At 64.3% G+C, this 21,765-nt stretch carries 17 protein-coding genes; 11 read left to right on the top strand and 6 right to left on the bottom strand.

The genetic code is table 11. The annotated features are described in order from the left end of the window. Positions 1-172 precede the first annotated feature (172 nt). From CJ028_RS15385 to CJ028_RS15375, 3 genes are all read left to right on the top strand, one after another. On the top strand, positions 173-1,963 hold the full coding sequence (locus CJ028_RS15385; protein WP_105036105.1) for an ABC transporter family substrate-binding protein: 1,791 nt from the start codon (positions 173-175) through the stop codon (positions 1,961-1,963). 124 nt (positions 1,964-2,087) lie between these two features. Then, positions 2,088-3,620 carry an ABC transporter permease gene (locus CJ028_RS15380; RefSeq protein ID WP_105036104.1) on the top strand — a complete coding sequence of 511 codons (1,533 nt, stop codon included), beginning with the start codon at positions 2,088-2,090 and terminating at the stop codon, positions 3,618-3,620. Further along, positions 3,621-4,661 (top strand): ABC transporter permease, encoded by a 1,041-nt coding sequence (locus CJ028_RS15375; RefSeq protein ID WP_105036103.1) that lies wholly within the window; start codon positions 3,621-3,623, stop codon positions 4,659-4,661. 5 nt (positions 4,662-4,666) lie between these two features. On the opposite strand, the gene CJ028_RS15370 is transcribed toward CJ028_RS15375, so the two are convergent. Further along, the gene (locus tag CJ028_RS15370; RefSeq protein WP_105036102.1) at positions 4,667-5,275 is read right to left on the bottom strand and encodes a PH domain-containing protein; all 609 of its coding nucleotides are present in this window, start codon (positions 5,273-5,275) and stop codon (positions 4,667-4,669) included. 68 nt (positions 5,276-5,343) lie between these two features. Between CJ028_RS15370 and CJ028_RS15365 the strand changes: the two genes are divergently transcribed. Together CJ028_RS15365 and typA are read left to right on the top strand one after the other, a co-directional pair. Next, positions 5,344-7,131, top strand: a complete 1,788-nt coding sequence (locus CJ028_RS15365; protein WP_105036101.1) for a dipeptide ABC transporter ATP-binding protein — start codon at positions 5,344-5,346, stop codon at positions 7,129-7,131. A gap of 145 nt (positions 7,132-7,276) precedes the next feature. Next, the gene (typA, locus tag CJ028_RS15360; protein WP_105036100.1) at positions 7,277-9,187 is read left to right on the top strand and encodes a translational GTPase TypA; all 1,911 of its coding nucleotides are present in this window, start codon (positions 7,277-7,279) and stop codon (positions 9,185-9,187) included. 87 nt (positions 9,188-9,274) lie between these two features. Here typA and efeB read toward each other — a convergent pair whose 3' ends face one another. The 3 genes from efeB to efeU are packed head-to-tail and all read right to left on the bottom strand — an operon-like array spanning position 9,275 to position 12,664. After that, positions 9,275-10,543, bottom strand: a complete 1,269-nt coding sequence (efeB, locus tag CJ028_RS15355; protein ID WP_105036114.1) for an iron uptake transporter deferrochelatase/peroxidase subunit — start codon at positions 10,541-10,543, stop codon at positions 9,275-9,277. Positions 10,544-10,596: 53 nt separating this feature from the next. Beyond that, positions 10,597-11,766: an iron uptake system protein EfeO gene (efeO, locus tag CJ028_RS15350; RefSeq protein WP_105036099.1), complete on the bottom strand. Its 1,170-nt coding sequence runs from the start codon at positions 11,764-11,766 to the stop codon at positions 10,597-10,599. Between the two features lie 28 nt (positions 11,767-11,794). After that, positions 11,795-12,664, bottom strand: a complete 870-nt coding sequence (efeU, locus tag CJ028_RS15345; protein WP_105036098.1) for an iron uptake transporter permease EfeU — start codon at positions 12,662-12,664, stop codon at positions 11,795-11,797. Positions 12,665-12,828: 164 nt separating this feature from the next. Here efeU and CJ028_RS15340 point away from each other — a divergent pair, with 164 nt between their 5' ends. From CJ028_RS15340 to CJ028_RS15320, 5 genes are all read left to right on the top strand, one after another. Further along, positions 12,829-13,791 (top strand): PIG-L deacetylase family protein, encoded by a 963-nt coding sequence (locus CJ028_RS15340; protein ID WP_129590523.1) that lies wholly within the window; start codon positions 12,829-12,831, stop codon positions 13,789-13,791. 81 nt (positions 13,792-13,872) lie between these two features. Further along, positions 13,873-14,190: a ferredoxin gene (fdxA, locus tag CJ028_RS15335; RefSeq protein WP_105036096.1), complete on the top strand. Its 318-nt coding sequence runs from the start codon at positions 13,873-13,875 to the stop codon at positions 14,188-14,190. Positions 14,191-14,199: 9 nt separating this feature from the next. Further along, a complete protein-coding gene (gene dapC, locus CJ028_RS15330; RefSeq protein ID WP_276309392.1) occupies positions 14,200-15,300 on the top strand; it encodes a succinyldiaminopimelate transaminase in 1,101 nt (366 codons plus the stop codon). Positions 15,301-15,532: 232 nt separating this feature from the next. Then, entirely contained in the window at positions 15,533-16,819 is a 1,287-nt protein-coding gene (locus CJ028_RS15325) for a citrate synthase (RefSeq protein ID WP_105036113.1), read from the top strand. Positions 16,820-17,180: 361 nt separating this feature from the next. Further along, positions 17,181-18,668 (top strand): nitronate monooxygenase, encoded by a 1,488-nt coding sequence (locus CJ028_RS15320; RefSeq protein ID WP_240607333.1) that lies wholly within the window; start codon positions 17,181-17,183, stop codon positions 18,666-18,668. A 77-nt stretch (positions 18,669-18,745) separates the two neighbouring features. On the opposite strand, the gene CJ028_RS15315 is transcribed toward CJ028_RS15320, so the two are convergent. After that, the gene (locus CJ028_RS15315) at positions 18,746-19,354 is read right to left on the bottom strand and encodes a PKD domain-containing protein (RefSeq protein WP_105036094.1); all 609 of its coding nucleotides are present in this window, start codon (positions 19,352-19,354) and stop codon (positions 18,746-18,748) included. A gap of 245 nt (positions 19,355-19,599) precedes the next feature. Next, entirely contained in the window at positions 19,600-20,178 is a 579-nt protein-coding gene (locus CJ028_RS15310; RefSeq protein WP_129590522.1) for a hypothetical protein, read from the bottom strand. Positions 20,179-20,502: 324 nt separating this feature from the next. Here CJ028_RS15310 and CJ028_RS21010 point away from each other — a divergent pair, with 324 nt between their 5' ends. Then, complete coding sequence (locus tag CJ028_RS21010; protein WP_105036092.1) at positions 20,503-21,693, top strand: DUF222 domain-containing protein; 1,191 nt, start codon at positions 20,503-20,505, stop codon at positions 21,691-21,693. Positions 21,694-21,765: the final 72 nt, after the last annotated feature.

Raw genomic sequence — 21,765 nt, 5'->3', positions numbered from 1 at the left:
ACGCAGATTTTGTGCAGAATGCCCACCTTGAACGAAAAAGAATGGAGCTATTTCATAACAGTTCGGTCATTTGCTTGTCACTGCTGTTGATTTCTCTCTAGGGTCGTAGCTAACCACGATCGACCTGCGGCATCATGCCGCGCGCCGACGATCACTTCGCCCAGGAGGAATCTTGTCCATCAGAGGAAAACTGTTCAGGAAGAGCCTCAGTGGGGTCGCCGTAATCGGCGTCGCCGCTCTCGCCCTGACCGCGTGCACCACATCCGGCAGTCCCGACCCGACGGATACGGATGCCGCGGCAACCGGCGGCACGGTGACGGTCGCGATCGTCAACGACTTCACGTCGTTCAATAACCAAACCCCGCAGTCGAACCTCGACACCAACGGCATCGTCGGTTACCTCATGGGCAACTACGGCTCGGCTTTCTCCTACATTGACCCCGAATTCAACCTGGTACACGAAGAGGAATTTGGCACCTTCGAGAAGACCAGCGATGACCCGCAGACGGTCACCTACACGCTGAACCCCGACAACAAGTGGTCAGACGGTGAACCAGTGACGGCTGATGACATGGTCTACGCGTGGGCGGTCGGTTCCGGCTACTACAACAGTGCGACGACCGATCCCGAAACGGGCGATGTGTTGACCGGAACCCAGTATTTCGAGCTTGCCGGGAGCACCGCGGGCCTCGACACCACTGAATTTCCCGAGGTCAGCGATGACAACCTGTCGATGACCCTCGTCTATGGCACGCCGTTCGCTGACTGGGAGATCGTCAACCCGATCGCCCAGCCGGCCCACATCGTGGCCAAGAAGGCCGGACTCAGCTCCGCAGCCGACCTGACCGCCCTGCTGAAGAGCCTGCCGAAGGGTGACCCGGCCAACCCGGCCGCAGTCGACCCCACACTCAAGGCCGCCGCCGACTTCGTCAACACCGGCTACGACGTGACCGCGTTCCCCACCGACCCGGACCTGCTCGTCTCGAGCGGTCCCATGGTGCCGACCGGCTGGACCCCCGGCCAGTCCTTCACCATGGAGCGCAATGAGTTCTATGTTGCCGGTATGAAGCCCAAGATCGACAAGCTCATCATGCGCGTCATTCCCGATGCGAACGCCGAGGTCACCGCGCTGCAGAACGGCGAGGTTGACATCATGTACCCGCAGGCATCCGCTGATACCTTGACGGCGCTGGAGAATACCGGTGCCGATGTGCTCACCGGTGACCAGCTCTCCTACGACCACGTCGACCTCAACTTCGGCTCCACGACGTTCGCTGATCTGAACGTTCGCCAGGCCTTCCTGAAGACGATTCCGCGGCAGCAAATCCTCGACTCGCTTATCACGCCGATCAACCCCGATGCCGAGGTGCTGAACTCACAGATTTGGGTTCCAGCCAATGAGCCGTACTCCGATTCCGTTGCCAATAACGGATCGAGCGATTATGCCGAGGTCGACATCGAGGGTGCCAAGGCGCTTCTCGCCGGTGCAACGCCGACGGTGAGCATCCTCTACAACACCAAGAACCCGAACCGGGTCGATACCTTCCAGGCGATTCAGGAGTCGGCCAGTCAGGCCGGCTTTGTCATCGTCGACAAGGGATCACCCGACTGGAGTTCACTGTTGGCTGGTGGGGACTACGAAGCCTCGATCTTCGGTTGGATCAGCCCCGGCGTCGGTACTGCTGGCATTCCGCAGATCTTCTCCACCGACGGTGGCGGCAACTACAGCCGCTACACGGGAACGAACGATGATGCCATCCTGACCCAGACGACGCTCGATCCCGACGAATTGGTCACGATCGAGAAGCGAATCGACAAGCAGATGTTCGCGGATGCCTACGGCCTGCCGTTGTTCCAGCTGCCCGGCGTCTACGGCGTCTCCAAGCGCGTGAGCGGTGTGGAGTACATGGGCAACCAGACCGGCCCGTTCTGGAACTTCTGGGAATGGTCCGTCAACGAATAGATAGCTAGTTCCTGCGTAGTTGGGCTTCTGGGTTCGCCCAGGGGCCCAACTCGCGGGTGTGGGAGCCCCAAGGTGTTAGTGTCCCTGCGGTACCACCAAACCCCTACAGTGAGGTAGCCCCGGCATGGTGAGTTTCATCCTGAGACGAATTCTCGTTTCCCTTCTCATCCTGATTGCCGCATCGTTCTTGATGTACGTAATGGTGGGATACTCGGCCGATCCGCTCGAGGATCTGCGGGGTAGCAACGCGGCCAATAAGCAGCAACTCATCGATGCCCGCGTCTCGCGTCTCGACCTCGACGTTCCGCCGCCCCTGCGCTGGGTGCTCTGGATCGGGGGTGTGGCCAAATGTGCGATTCCCTTCGCTAACGCCTGCGACCTCGGGTCGACCATATCGAACGCTCGCGTGGTCGATATTCTGCCCAACGCCCTCGCCGCGACGGTTCAGCTCGTGACGTTCGCCCTCGTGCTGGCCATTCTGCTCGGCATTACGATCGGTATCATTACCGCGCTCCGCCAGTACAGCGGCCTTGATAACACGGTCACCTTCATCAGCTTCTTTCTCTACTCGCTGCCCGTCTTTCTGGTGGCCGTACTCCTGAAAGAATTCATCGCGATCGGCTTCAACGATTTTCTGCGCGACCCCGTCATCGGTGGTGTGGCCCTCGTGGTCATCGGCCTCGTCGTCGGCGCCATCTGGCAATCACTGCTCGGCGGTGACGGTCGGCGTCGCCTCGTCGTGTTCCTCGTATCGGGGCTAGCCACCTCCGGCGTTTTGCTTCTGATGAGTGCCACCGGCTGGTTCATTCACCCGGGCCTCGGCGCCATCCCGATCATTCTGCTGGTCGCCGCGATCGCGCTCGGCTCCGCATCCCTGCTGGCCGGTCTGCGCAACCGTCGAGCGCTCATCACGGCGGTCATTAACGGGGGGATCGCCATTGGGGCCTTCTTCCTGCTGCAACCGCTGTTCGACGTGTCGAGCGCTGGAACCCTGTTCATTTTGGCGCTCACCACGGCAGCGGTAGGCCTCTTGAGCGGTTTTCTGGCCGGCGGCTACGACCGCGGCCAGAACATGCGGGTTGGTCTGGTCACGGCACTGCTCTCCGGCGCCGTCGTGCTACTGGACCGCTTCATGCAATCCTGGGGCGACCTGATCAGTGCTACCAACGGACGCCCGATCGCGACCGTGGGTTCGAAGACTCCCGGGTTGTCTGGCGACGTGTGGCTCGCGGGCCTTGACACATTTGCCCACCTCACCTTGCCGACCATCGCGCTGCTGCTGATCTCCTTCGCCGGGTATACCCGGTATTCCCGCGCCGGAATGCTGGAGGTACTGAGCCTCGACTACATCCGCACAGCCAGAGCCAAGGGGCTGCCGGAGCGCACCGTAATTGTGCGGCACGCCTTTCGCAACATGCTCATTCCCCTCACCACCCTCGTCGCTTTCGACGTCGGTGCCCTGCTCGGTGGCGCGATCATCACCGAAGCGATCTTCGCCATTCCCGGAATGGGCAGCCTGTTCAATGCTGGACTATCTCGCGGCGACGTCAACCCGGTCATGGGGTACTTCCTGATCGTGGCCGCGATGGCCATCACCTTCAATTTTCTGGCCGACATGGCCTATGCCGGGCTAGACCCGAGAGTGAGGATCCGCTAAATGTCCACACCGATTGGTTTAGGGCCGACGCCCCCGGAGGTTCCGGCCGACGAACTAGCCGTCGCGAGTTCGGTGCCAGAGAGCCAGGGGCGATTGATCAGGCGACGTTTTGTCGGCAATAAGGTGGCCGTGGCATCGATCATCCTGCTCCTGGTGATCATTTTGTTCTCCTTCACCGCGATCGGTCTCGGTCCCATTCCCGGCTGGTGGAAGTTCGGCTTCAAGGAACTCAACCCGCAGGTTAATGGGGGAGACCCGACGCTCTCTCTCCTGCCGCAGTTTCTCGGTGGCAACGGAATTTCGATGGGGGAGCATCCGTTCGGCCAGGACCGCATCGGCAAGGACTACTTCGCCATGACCATGCGGGGAATTCAGAACTCCGCGCTCGTCATGGTGGTGCTCGGCCTCATTGCGACCGTCGTTGGCGTGGTGGTCGGCGCAGTCGCCGGATACTACCGCGGCACCGTCGACGCCATGCTGATGCGGATCACCGACGTCTTTATCGTGATTCCCGCCCTCGTGATCGGCTCGGTCGTCGGCCACTGGTTCGGTGCTCTCGGTGCCCCGGTACTGGCGATAATGCTCGGTTTCTTCTCCTGGATGGGCATCGCCCGCCTGGTGCGCGGCGAATTCCTGTCGCTGCGGGAGCGCGAGTTCGTCGAGGCTGCCCGCGTTGCCGGCGCCTCAGACATGCGCATCATCTTCAAACACATTCTGCCGAACGCCATGGGTGTCGTCATCGTGTCGGCGACGCTCATCATGGCCTCGGCCATTCTGCTCGAGACGGCACTGAGCTATCTCGGCTACGGCATCCGCTCTCCCGACGTGTCGCTCGGCCTGCTGATCAGCTCGAACCAGTCGGCGTTCCAGACGCGGCCCTGGCTGTTCTGGTGGCCCGGCGCGTTCATCGTGTCGCTCGCGCTGCTGGTGAACTTCGTCGGCGACGGTCTGCGCGATGCCTTCGACCCGCGCCACCGCCGGTTCAAGCTCAGCAAGATGCGCGAAACCCGGCCCGAGCCGGAGCTGGAGACCCAGCCGTGAAGTCGCTAGGACAGCAGAATGGCGACAACGGATGCCGCGGCACCCACCGCCAGCACACCAGCGCGACCCCAGGCCCAGACGACCGCAACCGGCGTCTGCGCTGCGAGGCCGCCATCCACCCGGCCGGTCTTCTGGAGCAGGTCCCAGCGTGCGCGCACCAGTTGCGCCGCCTCACCGGACTCACTACCGGGCAGGTCGCCGGGCCTTGGGGAGCCGCTGACATACGGCACCGGGTCGGTACTCTTACGGCGTCCGGAGCTGGTCAGGCTGCGGCCGGGAGCCGGGGCGCAATACACCGCGAATTTGCGCCCTGGCGTGTGCAGGGTGAGGGCGAACTTGGTGTCGACGTGAACGAGCGCCGCCCACGGCACGATGATGGTGCGCAGCGGATTGTGAATGGTGATGGCCTCGTCGCTCACCCGAAGGTCGGGCCGCCAAAGCACCTCCCAGACGAACAGAATGACAAACAGGGCCGGAACGGCCAGCCAGCGGTTCGACGCGGTCGGGAGCAGAACCACGCTCAACGCGCTGAGCGCGGCCACCGTGGCGAACACGACGGCGATGACGCGGTTGAACCGCGAGTAGAAGAAATTCGGGTCGGCAGCGACGGGCATGAAGCCATGCTGTCAGGTTTTTGCTGCCCAGTGCGCTCGCGCAGCACCATTGACGAAAGCAGGATTTGATGACCGATCAGGTGACCACCCCATTCTCCGGTCCGGTGTTGCAGGTCAGCGACCTCACCGTGCACTTCGGCGTCGACAATGTCTGGGTGCCGGCCGCCCTCAAACTGAACTATTCGATCGAGCGGGGCAAGGTGCTCGCCATCGTCGGCGAGTCCGGCTCTGGCAAGAGCGCCAGCTCGATGGCCATTCTCGACCTGCTGCCCGAGAACAGCCGCATCTCCGGCAGCGTCAAGCTCAGCGGTCGGGAGCTCATGGGGCTCAAGCCAGCGCAGATGCACAAGGTGCGCGGCGGCCAGATTGCCATGATCTTTCAGGAGCCGATGACGGCGCTCAACCCGGTCTACACGATCGGGTTCCAGATCATTGAGACCCTGCGCGCCCACTTTGGCATGTCGCCCTCGCAGGCGAAGGCGCGCGCGCTGGAACTGCTCGACATGGTTGAGCTGCCCGATCCGCTGAAGGCGTTCAACTCGTACCCGCACCAATTGAGTGGCGGGCAACGCCAGCGCGCCATGATCGCTCAGTCCATCTCCTGCGACCCGCAACTGCTCATCGCCGACGAGCCCACGACCGCCCTCGATGTGACGGTGCAGGCCGAGATCCTCGACCTGCTGCGGAGCCTCCGCGATCGACTCGACAGCGCTATCCTCTTGATCACCCACGATATGGGTGTGGTCGCCGACCTGGCCGATGACATCGCCGTCATGCGGCGTGGTGTCATCGTGGAGCGCGGCACGGTCGACCAGATCTTCAACGAACCCACCCACCCGTACACGATCGCCCTGCTGCAGGCCGTACCGCACCTCGGCCAGCGCGGTGACGAAGCCATCGACATGACCGCGGCGCTCGCCATCGGCACCGACATCGTGGTGGATGCCGTGCTCGCTGCCCGCATTGAAGTCAACGAGCGACTGGCCAACGAGGCCGCTTCCGTCGCTCGAAATGACAGCCGCGAAGTGGTCGTCAAATTCGACGATGTCGTCATCGAGTACCCCAAACACGGGCGCGTCGCGGCGTTCCGCGCCGTCGATAAGGTCAACCTGTACGTGCGGCAGGGAGAGGTGCTCGGCCTCGTGGGGGAGTCAGGCTCCGGCAAGACCACTCTCGGTCGCGCAGCCATCGGACTGCTGCCGATCACCGAGGGCTCATTGCACGTGGCCGGCCAGGACATTTCCAAGGCCGGCCGGGAGGAGATCCACCGGCTGCACAAGAGCGTCGGCATCGTCTTTCAAGACCCCTCCTCCTCGCTCAACCCACGGATGCCCATCGGCGACAGTATCGGGGAACCGCTCAAACTGGCCAAGGGGCTGAAGGGGGCCGGCCTCAGCGCCGAGGTGGAACGACTGCTCGACAGCGTCGAGCTGCCGCTCACGTACCGCAGCCGTTTTCCGCATGAACTGTCCGGCGGCCAGAAGCAGCGCGTGGGCATCGCTCGCGCACTCTCGCTCGAACCCAAGGTACTCATCGCTGATGAACCGACCAGCGCTCTCGATGTGTCGGTGCAGGCCAGGGTTCTGCTGCTGATCCAGTCACTGCAGCAGCAGATGAACTTCGCTTGCCTGTTCATCACCCACGACCTCGCGGTCATCGATGTACTCGCCGACCGGATCGCCGTCATGCACCACGGCCGCATCGTAGAAACGGGAACCAGGGATGAGATTCTGCGCTATCCGAAGGACCCGTACACCCAGCGGTTGCTCGCGGCCGTTCCGATCCCTGACCCGACTGAACAGCGTGCCCGGCGCGAACTGCGCCGCGAGTTGCTGGCCGGGGGCATCGAAGAGTAACCGAACCGCCTGCGGGAGCGCTACTTCGAGTCCGTGCGGAATCATACGGTAGGATAGTACTTTGGGTCACATTATGACCCCTGGTATCCATTCTTCGTCGCGCGCGAGACTCTGCGGCACTCATTCTTCGTAAGGATCTATTTTTATGGCGATTGCTACACGCAATAACCTCCGAAATGTTGCAATCGTTGCTCACGTTGACCACGGTAAGACGACGCTGGTTGACGCGATGCTCAAGCAGACCGACTCCTTCGCTGACCACTCACACGTTGAAGAGCGCGCGATGGACTCGAACGAACTCGAGCGCGAAAAGGGCATCACGATTCTCGCCAAGAACACGGCGGTTTCGTACAAGGGCATCCACGCCACCGAGGGTCCCATCACCATCAACGTGATCGACACCCCTGGCCACGCTGACTTCGGCGGCGAGGTCGAGCGCGGCCTGTCCATGGTCGACGGCGTCGTTCTCCTCGTCGACGCTTCAGAGGGCCCACTGCCGCAGACCCGTTTCGTGCTGCGCAAGGCGCTCGAAGCCAAGCTCCCCGTTATCCTCCTGGTCAACAAGACCGACCGTCCCGACGCGCGCATCGACGAGGTCGTGGCCGAGAGCCAGGACCTGCTCATCGGGCTCGCGAGCGACATGGCCGACGACTTCCCGGACCTCGACCTCGACGCCGTTCTCGACGTACCCGTCGTCTACGCGTCCGGCCGTAACGGCGCCGCCAGCTGGAACAAGCCCGAAGACGGCACGCTGCCCGACAACGATGACCTCGAGCCGTTGTTCGACGCGATCCTCAAGCACATCCCGGCACCGACCTACGATGACACGCATCCGCTTCAGGCACACGTCACCAACCTCGACGCCTCGCCGTTCCTCGGTCGCCTCGCACTGCTGCGCATTTTCCAGGGCACCATCAAGAAGGGCCAGACCGTGGCCTGGGTGCAGCAGGACGGCACCGTCACCAACGTGAAGATCACCGAGCTGCTCATCACGAAGGCGCTCGACCGCTACCCGACCGAAAGCGCCGGCCCCGGCGACATCGTCGCCGTTGCCGGTATCGAGAACATCACCATCGGTGAGACCCTCGCCGACCCCGACGACGTGCGCCCCCTGCCGACCATCACGGTCGACGACCCGGCCATCTCGATGACCATCGGAACCAACACCTCGCCGCTCATGGGCAAGGTCAAGGGCCACAAGCTCACCGCCCGCATGGTCAAGGACCGCCTCGACCGCGAGCTCGTCGGAAACGTCTCGCTTAAGGTCGTCGACATCGGACGTCCGGACGCCTGGGAGGTGCAGGGCCGTGGAGAACTAGCCCTCGCCATCCTGGTCGAGCAGATGCGTCGTGAAGGCTTCGAGCTCACCGTCGGCAAGCCGCAGGTAGTTGTGAAGCGCGTCGATGGCAAGGTACACGAGCCGTTCGAACACCTCACCATCGATGCACCGGAAGAATACCTCGGAGCCATCACGCAGCTGCTCGCCGCTCGCAAGGGCCGCATGGAGAACATGGCCAACCACGGCACCGGCTGGGTTCGCATGGAATTCATCGTTCCGTCGCGCGGCCTGATCGGCTTCCGCACCCAGTTCCTCACCGACACGCGTGGTACCGGTATCGCCAACGCGATCCTGCACGGTTACGAGCCCTGGGCCGGAACCATCAACACCCGGACGAACGGTTCCATCGTGGCCGACCGTTCAGGTGCGGTCACCCCGTTCGCGATCATCAACCTGCAGGAGCGCATGTCGTTCTTCGTGCAGCCGACCTCTGAGGTCTACGAAGGCATGGTTATCGGCGAGAACTCGCGCGCCGACGACATGGACGTGAACATCACCAAGGAAAAGAAACTGACCAACATGCGTCAGTCCAGCTCCGACACGTTCGAGTCGATGACCCCGCCCAAGCAGCTCTCGCTCGAGCAGTGCCTCGAATTCGCCCGCGAAGACGAGTGCGTCGAGGTCACCCCCGCCGCCGTGCGTATTCGCAAGGTGGAGCTGACGGCATCCGCTCGCTCGCGCCAGGTTTCGCGCGTGAAGAAGATGGACGCCAACTAGCACCTGCTTCTCTGGAAACCCCCGCAGCCTCGGCAGCGGGGGTTTCTGCGTTAGGCCGACGAGCGGATGCCGCGGTGCCGGCTGAAGCTATACGAACAGCGGCGCGCCCACGTAGCTGCCAGCGGTGGCGCCGGCCGGGACCGCGAACAGGGCACTCCCGACGTGGCGGATGTACTCGTTCAGCGCATCGTGCTTGGCGAGGTTCAGCTGCACCGCCGTGAACTGGGCGGGCGACCGCTGAAAGCTGATGAAGAACAGCCCGGCCTCGAGCCGGCCGAGGTCATCGTTACCGTCGACGAAGTTGTAGCCCCGGCGCAACAGTTTCACGCCCTGGTTCTTTGTTGGATGTGCGAGCCGCACGTGCGCGGTGGCGCCGATGAGCGGCCGGTCTTCCCGACCGGCGAGGGTGAAATCGGGCTCGCTGAACTCGGTGCCGCCAGAGAGCGGTGCGCCGGCCCCCTTGGTGCGGCCGAACACAGCCTCCTGCTCGCTGAGAATGGAGCGATCCCAGGTTTCAATGGTCATGCGGATGCGTCGCACCACCAAATACGATCCACCGGCCAGCCAGGCCGGGCCGTCCGAGGACGACACCCAGACCTGGTCGGTGACGACGTCGGGCTCTTCAGCCTTGATGTTGGCGGTGCCGTCCTTGAAGCCGAACAGGTTGCGCGGCGTAGCCTGGGTCGTCGACGTCGACGAGGTGCGCCCGAAGCCGAGCTGCGACCAGCGCAGGGCGGCCCGCCCGAAGGCGATCCGCGACAGGTTGCGTATGGCGTGCACGGCCACCTGGGGGTCGTTCGAGCAGGTCTGGATGCACAGGTCGCCGTCGCTGCGGCCGGTATCGAGGTCATCGCCGGGAAAATGCGGGAGCGGCGTCAGATCAGCCGGGCGGCGGGCAGCGAGGCCGAAGCGATCAACGCCATCCGCTGTTTCAAACAGGGTCGGACCGAAGCCGAACGTGATGGTGAGGCCGGCCGTTGGCAGCCCCTGCGCCTCCCCGGTATCTTCGGGCGGGGCGTCGTAGGGGCCGCTGACGGCGCCGTACTCGCCGATGTCCTGGCCGGCGGTCATGGCGGCAGCAGCGATGGTCCAGTCCTGCAGCAGTTCGATGAGTTCGGCCCGCGTGGTGCCGGCGGAGACGTCGAACGCGGCGAAGTGCAGGCGATCCTGCGCGGGCGTGACGATGCCGGCCTGGTGGCTGCCATAAAACGGGTAGACGGCCGAAGCGGATGCCGCGCTCGGCGTCGCCACCAGCGCCACCCTATCCCCGGCTACCCCCAAACCGATACCGGCCACGCTGGCCCCGGCGAGGCCGAGCAATCCGCGCCGGGACAGGCCGCGGGTGGGCGCGGCCAGCTCGGTGGCCCTGGCTTCGCTGGACTCTGCCCGCTTCGAGCGGGTCCAGCCCGTCACAAGACGAGCGCGGCGGTGAGCTGGTTCAGCGGCTCACCGAGGGCGTTGACCTGGTCGGCGAGACCGCGAATCTCGGCCGGAGTGAGGTCGGTGTAGAGCTTGAAACCATCGCCGACCCGTTGGGCGTCGAGCAGCGTCTGCAGCGAGCCAAACTCGGTGTCGAGCGAAGTGGCCAGGTCGGCATTTGTTTTCAGCAGAATGGGACGCACCCCGTCGTAGAGTACTTTGGCGCCGTCGACGTTGGCCTGGAAGTCCCAGAGGTCGGTGTGCGACCACGTCTCTTCCTCGCCGGTGACCTTACCGGTGGCGACCTCGTCGAGCAGGCCGATGGCGCCGTTGGTCTGCTGCGACAGGGTGAAGCTGAGTCCCTCGACCTTCTCGTGCAGGATCGCGGTGTCGGCGACGAGCTGCTCGGTGAGAGCCGCACGCTTCTCGGCGGTGTACGCCACGAAGCCGGCCTCGGCTTCGGCGGGCCAGAGGTCCTTCTCGATGGCGTGCCAGCCGGTCCAGTCCTGTCCCTCTTCGAGGTCGGCCTCGCGCAGGTCGAGCTTGGGGTCGAGGTCGCCGAAAGATTCGGCGATGGTCTCCACGCGCTCCCAGTGCACCCGGGTCGAGGCGTACAGGCTGCGGGCCGTGTCATCGTCCGCACTGGCATAGGCGGCGGCGAACGCGTCGGTGCCGGTAACGAGGTGGTCGATCTGGTCGCTCACATAAGAGGCGTAGTTGTTGTTGGCGGTGTCGATCTGGGCGGCGAGGTCCACGTCGACGGTGGCGGCGGCATCCGTTTTGGTGGCGGTGAATTCGGCCTTGCCGACGCCGTCGCCGGTCATGCCCGGCTTGCAGGCGGTGAAGTAGCTGCCCTCATCGAGCTCTACCACCAGGTCTCGGCTGAGACCGGGGCCGATGTTCTCGGCCTCACCGACGATGCGCAGCCCGTCGGCGGCCAGCAGGTAGAACTCGGTGACCTGGTCACCGGAATTGGTGACCGAGAAACGGATGCTGCCAGCCGGCGCCTCGTTCGCGCTCACCACACAGTCGGTTGCGCTGCTGTCCACGGTGAGGGCGGCGTGGGTGGCCGCCGGGTTGTTGGCGACACAGCCGCTCAGGAGTCCGATACCGAGAACACCGAGGCTGAGCAGGCTGGCGGAACGTAAGACGCGGGGCATGGAGATCCTTTGAGCAGGGTGGGAAAAGTTAGCGCGCGGCGACGGGCACGGGCGCCGACGCGGTTGGTGCAGCCGGGGCTGGGCTGGCGCTCGTGCGGCCGTGACGGCTTTTTCTGATGAAGAGCGTCAGGGTGGGCACGGCGTAGGCCAGCCAGGCGAACATCTCCAGCCAGGTGGTGGCGGGGGAGAAGTTTAGGGTGCCCTTGAGCAGGGTGCCGTACCAGCTGTCCGGCGGCACGGCGGCGCTCACATTGAAGGCGAGAGCGTTCAAGCCGGGCAAGATGCCGGCCTCCTGCAGGTCGTGCACACCGTAGGAGAGCACACCAGCGGCCACAATGATGAGGATGGCGCCCGTATAGGTGAAGAACTTCGCCAGATTGATCTTGAGCATGCCGGCGTAAATCAGAACGCCCAGGCCGATCGCGGTCGCGATGCCGAGGGCTGCGCCGAGCAGGGGCATCGTCGTTGCACCGGTGGCCTGAACGGCGGCCCAAATGAACAGGGCCGTTTCGATGCCCTCCCGGCCGACGGCGAGAAACGCCACGAGTACGAGCCCGAGGCCCGCACCGACGAGGTGCTTGTCGATGTTGCCCTGAAGGTGACCCTTGAGGTCGCGTGCGGTGCGCAGCATCCAGAACACCATCCAGGTCACGAGGCCGGTCGCGACGATCGACAGCACGCCGCCGATGGTCTCCTGGGCGGTGAAAGACAACCCGTAGGTACCGAAGGTGAGCAGCGCGCCGATGCCGAGGGCGAGCAGCACAGCCAGGGCTACACCGAGCCAGATGCGCGGCAGTACGTCACGCCGACCGATTTTCACGACGTAAGCGATGAGAATCGTCACGATCAGAGCGGCCTCAAGGCCTTCGCGCAGGCCGATCAGGTAGTTTGCGAGCACGGGGGTTCCTCGAATGATTCGGGCGATAGTGCCGGGTCAAAAATTTGGTAAGGCTAACCTTACCGAATCTGACTCTAGTCCGACCGGCGCGATCGTGTCTAGTTATGATTTGATTCGGGCACAGACGTTACCCAGCAAGACGAACTGCCCGCAGAGAAGAAACGGTGCGTACGCCCATGGTCATGTCCGGCAGCGGCGAGCGGATCCTGTTCGTGCATGCCCGGCCCGGCGATGAATCCGCGCTTACCGGTGGCACGATCGCCCGGCTCCGCGCCGATGGGTCCCGGGTGGTTGTGCTCTACGCCGTTGCTCTAACCGAAACGGACGCCGCTACCTCCGCGGCGCTGGTTGAGCTGGGGGCACGCAGCTGGCACTGCTTGCCGCCAGAGCCTGGGCTCACGCAGGCCCTGCACAGCGCCATCGACGAGCTCGGTGCGACGGCCGTGGTTGTCGGCGCCGTCGAGGATGCTGTGCGCGAGGTTGCGACGACCGCCGCGCACGAGGCCGGTCTGCCGGTGTTTCTGGCCCGCACGGTGCGGCAGGCACCCGGTCAGCGTCTCATCGCCATCGATGTGGGTGATCACCTCGACCAGAAGCTGCGCTCGCTCGCCCACTTCCCCGCGCGCTGGAGCCTGACGGAGCACACGCGCACCCTCGCTGACGGCAGCACCGACGTGATCACCGACACCGAAACCTTCCTCAGAACGGATGCCCCCCGCCCCGCCCTGCCGCCGCCCGCACCCCGCCCCGCTCGCCTTACCATTGCGAACCGGTCGCTGGCCGGTCTCGGCGGCCTGTTGCTGGGCATCCTCTTTGGCGTACTGGGCACCATCGCTCACCAGGCCACCCTGAACCTGTTCGGCGCGACGCTGCCGATCGGCCTGGCGATCGCGTTCGTGGGCATCGGCGCGCTGCTGCTCGGGCTGCGCCTCGTGGTGGGGGACCGGTTCGTGGTCGGACTGGCCGCGGCCGGGCTGCTTCTGACGATTTTCGTGCTGTCCCTGCGCGGTTCAGGCGGATCGGTGCTCGTGCCGGCCGGCTTGCCGGGAACCCTGTGGACCGTGGTTCCGGCGCTCATCGCGGCATTCGTGCTGGCTTGGCCGAAACTTCCGCCGCGCCGCCGATAATCGGCACCGCGTCACACGGAAGGGGCACCGACCGAGGGGGCGTAGAATCAGGAGTCCGCTCTCGAAGGGAATCCCCAGCCTGTGACGTATGTGATTGCTCTTCCGNATGTGAAAGATCGTGCCTGCATCGACGAATGTCCGGTGGACTGTATTTATGAGGGCGAACGCTCCCTCTATATCCATCCAGACGAGTGCGTGGACTGCGGAGCCTGCGAACCGGTCTGCCCGGTCGAGGCCATCTACTACGAAGACGACCTGCCCGAACAGTGGGCCGACTACTACAAAGCCAACGTCGAATTCTTCGACGACCTCGGCTCCCCCGGAGGCGCCGCCAAGGTCGGCGTGCTCGCCAAGGACCACCCGGTTATCTCCGCACTGCCGCCCCAGGTTCAGCACTAAGCGATCTTCGTGCTGAAGCCGCTGCCGGATTACCCCTGGGATCAGATGGTCCCTTTTGCCACTCAGGCCCGGCAGCACCAGGGCGGAATCGTCGATCTCTCGATCGGTTCGCCGGTCGATGCCACGCCCGACGTAGTGCAGCGGGCGCTTCGCGCTGCAACGGATGCCCACGCATACCCGCAAACCGTCGGTACTCCCGCCCTGCAGCAGGCGATCATCGCCTGGTATGCCCGGCGTCGCGGTGTCATCGGGCTCCAGCCGAGGAACGTGCTGCCCACGATCGGTTCCAAGGAGCTTGTCGCGCTGATGCCGTTCATGCTCGGCCTCGACGAGGGGGACACGATCGTGCACCCGCGAGCCGCCTACCCGACCTACGCGATCGGCGCCGCTATTGCCGGTGCCACGGCCCTGGCCTCTGACAATCCGGCCGAGTGGCCAGAGTCGACCAAGCTGATCTGGCTGAACAGTCCCGGAAACCCGGATGGCCGGGTGCTGTCCGTCGACGACCTGCGTGCCGCCGTCGCCCGCGCCCGAGAACTCGATGCCGTCATCGTCAGCGACGAATGTTATGCCGAACTCGGCTGGGACGCTCCGTGGGACACCGAGCCAATCCCGAGCATCCTCGACCCTCGGGTGATCGAGGGAGAGCGACGCAATATTGTGGCGATTTACTCGCTCAGTAAGCAGTCCAACATGGCCGGGTATCGTGCGGCCTTCGCGGCCGGCTGCAGCGGCGTACTCGAGCGCCTGCTGACCGTGCGCAAGCACGCCGGACTCATGCTTCCGGCACCGCTTCAGGCGGCGATGATCGCCGCCCTCGGCGACGACGACCATGTCGCCGTGCAGAAGGAGCGCTATCGGGCCCGGCGCAACACCCTGCGGCCGGCCCTAGAGCGGGCTGGCTTTCGCATTGATCGCAGCGAAGCCGGACTTTACCTGTGGGCGACCGAGGGACGACCGGCTTGGGAATCCATCGAACGGCTGGCGGCACGCGGAATTCTGGCCGGTCCAGGCCCGTTCTACGGCGATGTCTACCCGCAGCACGTGCGGTTCTCGCTGACCGCGACGGACGAACGCATCGCTGCTGCCGCAACGCGCCTTCTGGCCTGAAATAACCCCCATCTGGGGTGGAGCTCTGTGGAACATCACCAACGAACCGCCCGAACTCTTGGCAGATGCAACAGTAGGCGGTTAGGCCGATTAGGCTGTAATCGCGACAGAATCGACCACAGCAGTTTTACAACTGGCCGATTCAGTGACGCGTCGCCACATTTCATCCGGCAGTGATACCCGAGGAGGCTCCGTGACCAACGTCGCGCAGCAGACAACATCCGGCGAACCGATGAGCATTGACCCCAACAAGGTCACCCTCACTTTCCCCGGCGGGAGCGCAGAGTTCCCGATCCTGACCAGTGTGGACGGTGTGTCGAGCATCGACATCTCCACCCTGACCAAGAAGACCGGCCTCACCACGCTGGACTACGGTTTCGTCAACACCGCGGCCACCCGCTCCGCGATCACCTACATCGACGGTGACGCGGGCATCCTGCGCTATCGCGGGTATCCGATCGAACAGATCGCCCAGAACTCGAACTTTCTCGAGACCGCCTGGCTGCTCATCTACGGTGAGCTGCCCAGCGCGAGCGAACTGGCCAACTTTGACGATCGCATCCGTCACCACACGCTTCTGCACGAGGACATGCGCCGCTTCTTCGACTCGCTGCCGCACAAGGCGCACCCGATGAGCGTGCTCGCCTCCGGCGTTTCGGCCCTGTCCACGTTCTACCAGGACTCGCTCGACCCGAAGGACCCGGAGCAGGTCGAGATTTCGACCATTCGCCTGCTCGCCAAGCTGCCGGTCATGGCCGCCTACGCGCACAAGAAAAGTGTCGGTCAGGCTTTTCTCTACCCCGACAACTCGCTGAGTTTTGTCGACAACTTTCTCAAGCTCAACTTCGGCAACATGGCCGAGCCGTACGAAGTCAACCCGGTTGTCAGCAAGGCGCTCGAACGCCTGCTCATGCTGCACGAAGACCACGAGCAGAACGCATCCACCTCCACGGTGCGCCTGGTCGGTTCGACCGAGGCCAACCTGTTCGCGTCGGTGTCCTCCGGCATCAACGCGCTGTTTGGACCGCTGCACGGCGGTGCCAACGAGGCGGTGCTGTCGATGCTCGGCGAGATCCAGGCATCCGGTCAGGGCGTCGAGAAGTACGTCGAACGCGTCAAGAACAAAGAGCACGGCGTGAAGCTCATGGGCTTCGGTCATCGGGTCTACAAGAACTACGACCCGCGAGCCACCCTGGTCAAGGAAAGCGCCCATGAGGTGCTTGCTGCCCTCGGAGTGAAGGATGACCTGCTCGATATCGCGCAGGAACTCGAGCACATCGCGCTGAGCGACGACTACTTCAAGGAACGTCGCCTGTACCCCAACGTCGACTTCTACACCGGCGTCATTTACAAGGCCATGGGCTTTCCGACGCGCATGTTCACCGTGCTCTTCGCTATCGGCCGCCTGCCCGGCTGGGTCGCGCACTGGCGTGAGATGAACGAGGACCCGGCAACCAAGATCGGCCGCCCGCAGCAGCTCTACGTGGGCTCCGCGGCCCGCGACTACCCGGTCAGGTAGCTCCGCTCCGCGCTCCCGTCTGGCTTGTTCCGCGGGAGGCGAACCTGTAGCGCCCTGGTCCAGCGCACCGAAACGGATGTCTCGCCCGTCACCGTCTAGGCACCGCCATCGGTCGTGGGGTTTTGGTGGGCGCCGTCTTTGGCGAACCCCACGGCCAGCGGCTTTGCGCTTCAACGACGATTCCGCTGACCGTGAACGCGAGGGCGCAGAACCCTGGGCCATAGCTATCCTCCGAGGCTAGCTAGCCGCCAGCCGCAGGGGTTGCACGGGCGTGAGGAACGTATTCGTGAGCTGGAATATGCACGGGAATACGCTACGAGAGGGCCCGTAGCTGCGGTGTCCGTCACCGAAAGGTTCGCCCATGACTCTGCTCGAGATGACTGCCTCTGCGACACTCGCGACGGCCACGCCCAGGACTGTGCGCCCGACGCAGACGCTGCCGACCATCATCCAAGGCGGCATGGGCGTTGCTGTCTCGTCGTGGCAGCTAGCCCGTGAGGTGTCCAAGGCTGGGCAGCTCGGCGTGGTGAGCGGAACCGCTCTCGACACGGTCATTGCACGGCGCCTGCAGGACGGCGACGACGGCGGGCACGTGCGCCGTGCGCTTGCGCAATTCCCGGTGTCGGCCCTCGCCGACCGGGTGCTCAAGAAGTACTTTCGAGTCGGAGGCCGCGGCCCTGGAATTCCGTATCTTCCCATTGCCAAGCTGAGCCAGCATCCGCTCGTGAAATCGCTTGAGCTTTCCGTCGTGGCAAACTTCGTCGAAGTTTGGCTGGCTAAAGAGGGCCACGACGGTATTGTCGGTATCAATTTTCTGGAGAAGGTGCAGCTGGCCACACCGAGCGCGGCGTACGGAGCGATGCTGGCTGGCGTCGATTATGTGCTGATGGGAGCTGGAATCCCGGCCGAGATTCCCGCGCTGCTCACCGGATTGGCCCAACACGAAACCCGTGCGCTCGATTTGCACGTGGAGAACTCCACCAGCCGGTACTCCGTGGAGTTCAACCCGGAGGCCCTGACCGGTGGGGGACTACCGCCGTTACACCGCCCGCAGTTTTTGGCGATCGTCGCCGCGCATGTGCTCGCCGTGTACCTGACCCGCGAGGAGTCGACCCGTCCCGATGGCTTCGTCATCGAAGGTCCGCGGGCCGGCGGACACAATGCACCTCCGCGCGGACGCGGCGCCCTCGACGAGTTCGGCCAGCCGGTCTACGGCGCCAAGGATGACGCCGATCTGGCCAAGGTCGCCGCGGTCGGTCTGCCATTCTGGGTCGCCGGCGGCTTCGGCACCCCCGACCGGGTACGGGAGGCCCTCGCGCTCGGTGCCGCTGGCGTGCAGGTTGGAACACTGTTCGCCCTTGCAACCGAGTCCGGACTCGACGAGACCCTACGGGCGCAGTTGCTCGGTGAAATCGACGGCCGAAGGCTGGAGATTCGTACGGACCCGCTCGCATCGTCGACGGGATTCCCGTTCAAAGTCGCGACGCTACCCGGAACCCTGTCGGATGCCACCGTGTACGACGAGCGGCCGCGCCTCTGCGATCTCGGCTATCTCCGGGTGCCCTATGAGCGCTCGCCAGGAGTGCTCGGCTACCGGTGCCCGGCCGAACCAGTGGCGACTTTTGTGCGTAAGGGCGGCTCCAGCGAGGAAGCTGCCGGCCGTAAATGCCTGTGCAACGCCCTCACCGCCAACGTGGGTCTCAGCCAGACCCGTCGCGACGGATACGTGGAGGCGCCGCTGGTGACCCTCGGCACCGATCTCGATGGTGTCACCGCCTTGCGCGCCACGTACCCGGACGGCTGGTCGGCGGCCGAAGCCGTGGCGTACCTCGAGTCGGACCGTCGATAGCAGCTCGCGAACTGCACCGCCCGGTGGCGGCTCTGGCGGGCATCACGACGGGTTCGAGCACCGAGGTGGTGAAGTGGTCAGCAACCGGGGCCGTGGGGGTTGGCGTTGCAGTCTTCGGCGACGAGCACAGTGGACTCTTTGGCGACGACGACGGTGAACGGTGCCGAGGGCACGGTGACGATGCCTTCGACGGGTCGCCAGCCCTGGTCGCCGAAGCTGTAGTCGGCTCGGTAGTCGACGGTGAGGGTGCCGGAATAAGTACCCTTCGCCGTGTATGTGTGGCTGGTGGGCGTTGTTGAGAATTCGGCGAGGCTGAGGTCTTTCCAGCTGGCTCCGCCGTCGGTGGAGGTCGCTTCGGTGCCGTCGCCATAGTTCCAGTGGTAGCTGATGGGGGTGAACATGACTTGGGCGGGTTCGCCGAGAAGGAGCCCTTCGCTGATTTGAGCGGATGCTTCGGCCCAGAAATTCGCGGCCAGCCCGACGATCGCCCAGCCGTTCGGTTCCATGCCGGTTGGGGCTGCGTAGGCGGGGAAGTTTTGCAGGTCGGAGACGCGCACGATGGTGGAGGGGGAGCAGCCGGCGCACGGGACTGCAGGCGTGTTGGGTCGGGCCAGTGGCAGGCGTATTCCGTTGCCGCAGGGGATCGTTGCGATGCCGGGCAGCTTCGGGTCGCCGTTCGCGCACACCTTCGGTGGGGCAGGAGTGGTAGACCCGCCATGTCCCCGACGAGCACGGCTCGTACTACCTGTACCGGTCGACCCTGTGGTGGTATCCGCCGTCAGGTCGACACTTCCCCCGTTTGCGACACCGCCCGTTTCGGGACCGTTAGGGCAGACGCCAGTTCTCTTCTGCGAATAGGTGCAGGTTGCAAGGTCGGCGCTTGAGGTAGATGCAGGGACAAGACTGAACCCAGACACCATCAGTAAGCCGACTATGAGCAAAAATCTGAACCGGACCATAGGGGAGACTCCGAAATCAAAAGTTGATGAGAATTTTCGTTGGGCGTCACAAAGACGACAAGCATTGGTGAGCGTTGGGTGCCGTCGTGGCTGACTACAGAATCACCAGTTTCGTTGACGGTGTCTGTGGCGCTGAGGTCTAGGCACAAATAAGTGCGAATTTCCCATGTGGAATTGGGTAGGGGCTTGGAAGACTGAACAACCATCGAGTCAAACTGGGTCCTTCCGGCGAACGACCAGCCCTTTTGCTGCATCAGCTCTCTTGATTGAACTGTGGCGTCGTGTTCGGGGCCAGTGGACAGAGCTAAGAACTCCTTCCAAGAATCGGAGTCGATGGCACCGGCGGCGTCGCCCGCCGCTAGATAGTTCGAATAGGCGGCTTCCGCGGCGGCCAGGGCCTCGTCGTTGGAGGCGAATACTGGGGGAGTCTCGGTGGGCGCTGTCGTTGCCTCGGCGGTGGGTGCCGTCGACTCGATCGGAGCCGGGGCTTGAGTGGCGGCGCATCCGCTCAGTGTGCCAGCGGCGAGGAACAGCGCGACAGTTGTGAGCACGACTGTGTGCACGGGGCGACGGCGTGGTCGGGTTGGCATGCGGTCACCCTAGACCGGATTACTACAATCCCGTTTAAGTTATGAACAGGCTGGTGCACGCGGCGAATTCAGGATATGAGTGCGGCAGATCGCGATCTGTTCGCTATCTGTGCTGGTGTTTCAACGGGGAGTCGATAGGCACGGACGTGACCGTGCCAGCCTTATGGCGGTGTCCCCGTCGGCCCGTTAGAAACATCTCCTTGGGTATTTTTGGTGGGGTTTGCTGGTTTAGTGCTTTTATGCGTGACATTTTCTCGTGTCGGTGGTCGGGTGTTGGCTTAGATCATGAACAACATGGCGCTGGAGCTCACTCGGGCGGTGGCCGCTGTGGCCGCGCTGGGTGGGTCCAGTGCTGAGTTTGCTGGTCTGAGTGATTCGGAGGTGCTCGCGGCGCGCGGTCCAATCGCTGCGTTGTTGCGGTTGAGTAACACGGTGGCGGCGTTGCTGGCGGGCACGATCGCGGAGCGGTCGCGGCCGCAGCTGGGTCAGTCGGGGTTGGCGGCGCGGCACGGGTTTGGTAATCCGACGCTGATGGTGCAGCACGCCACCGGCTTGAGCTGTATTGAGGCGGGTCGGCTGCTGGCGGTCGGGGTGTTGATGCGTGAGACCGAGACAGCGGAACGCCGTGCGGCCGAGGTGCGGGAGGCGGCGCGGGTCGCGCAGGCCGCGGCGGATGCTGCGGCCGAGGCTTCTGCTGCTGCCGCTGTTGAGGCGGCGGCGGAAGCGCAGCGAGCGGCGGAGTGGGACGCGGCGCAGTGGGAGGCGCGGGAGGCCGATCGGGCTGCAGCGTGGGCCGAGTGGTATCCGGGTCTGCCGTTGCCGGAGGGTCCGCCGCGCCCGGTGCCGGTTGTCGCCGTGGTGCCGGTCGTTCCCGTCGTCCCGGTCACACCGGTGCCGCCCGTGCGGCCGGTACCGGTCGTGGTGGTGCCGTGGCAGGCGCCGATCGTGCACGCCGTCACTGCCGGCACGTTTTCGCCTGGCGTGGGCGATGCTCTGCTGCGGGGTCTGGGCACTCTGGATCAGGCGATCACCGCCGAGAAACTCGCCGCCGCCCTACAGGTATTGCTGGTGGAGGCTCCGGGGATGAATACGGAGCAGGCTTTCAAGCGGGCGCGGCGGGTGCGGGATGAGTTGGATGCGGCGGGGATTCGGGCGCGGGAGAAGCAGGCCCGTGATGATACGAGGTGGTCGCTCTGGCGGCGGGCCGATGGCATGGTGACGTTGCATGCGTTGCTGCCGCCGGAGCAGGGCGACTTGTGGATCGCGACCTTCGACGCACTGACCAGTCCGCGGCGCGGCGGGGTACGGTTCGTCGATCCGGAGCGGGCGGCGTGGGCGCAGAGCGTGAAGGATGATCCGCGCACCGTCGATCAGATCGCGGCGGATTCGTTCACCCAGCTGCTCAAGCTCGGTGCTGAGGCGAGCCTGTCAAGTGTTTTGTGTAAGTGTTGGGAGTTGGTTAGAGGTGGGGGTTGATTCGGTCGGGGTAGATCATCACGAGCTGGCTTAGTGCTTGCTTCCAGTTGGTGGTGATTTGGCCTTCTACGA

Source organism: Cryobacterium aureum, assembly GCF_002954245.1.
Taxonomy (GTDB): Bacteria; Actinomycetota; Actinomycetes; order Actinomycetales; family Microbacteriaceae; genus Cryobacterium; species Cryobacterium aureum.
This window is presented reverse-complemented; position numbering and strand designations above follow the sequence as displayed.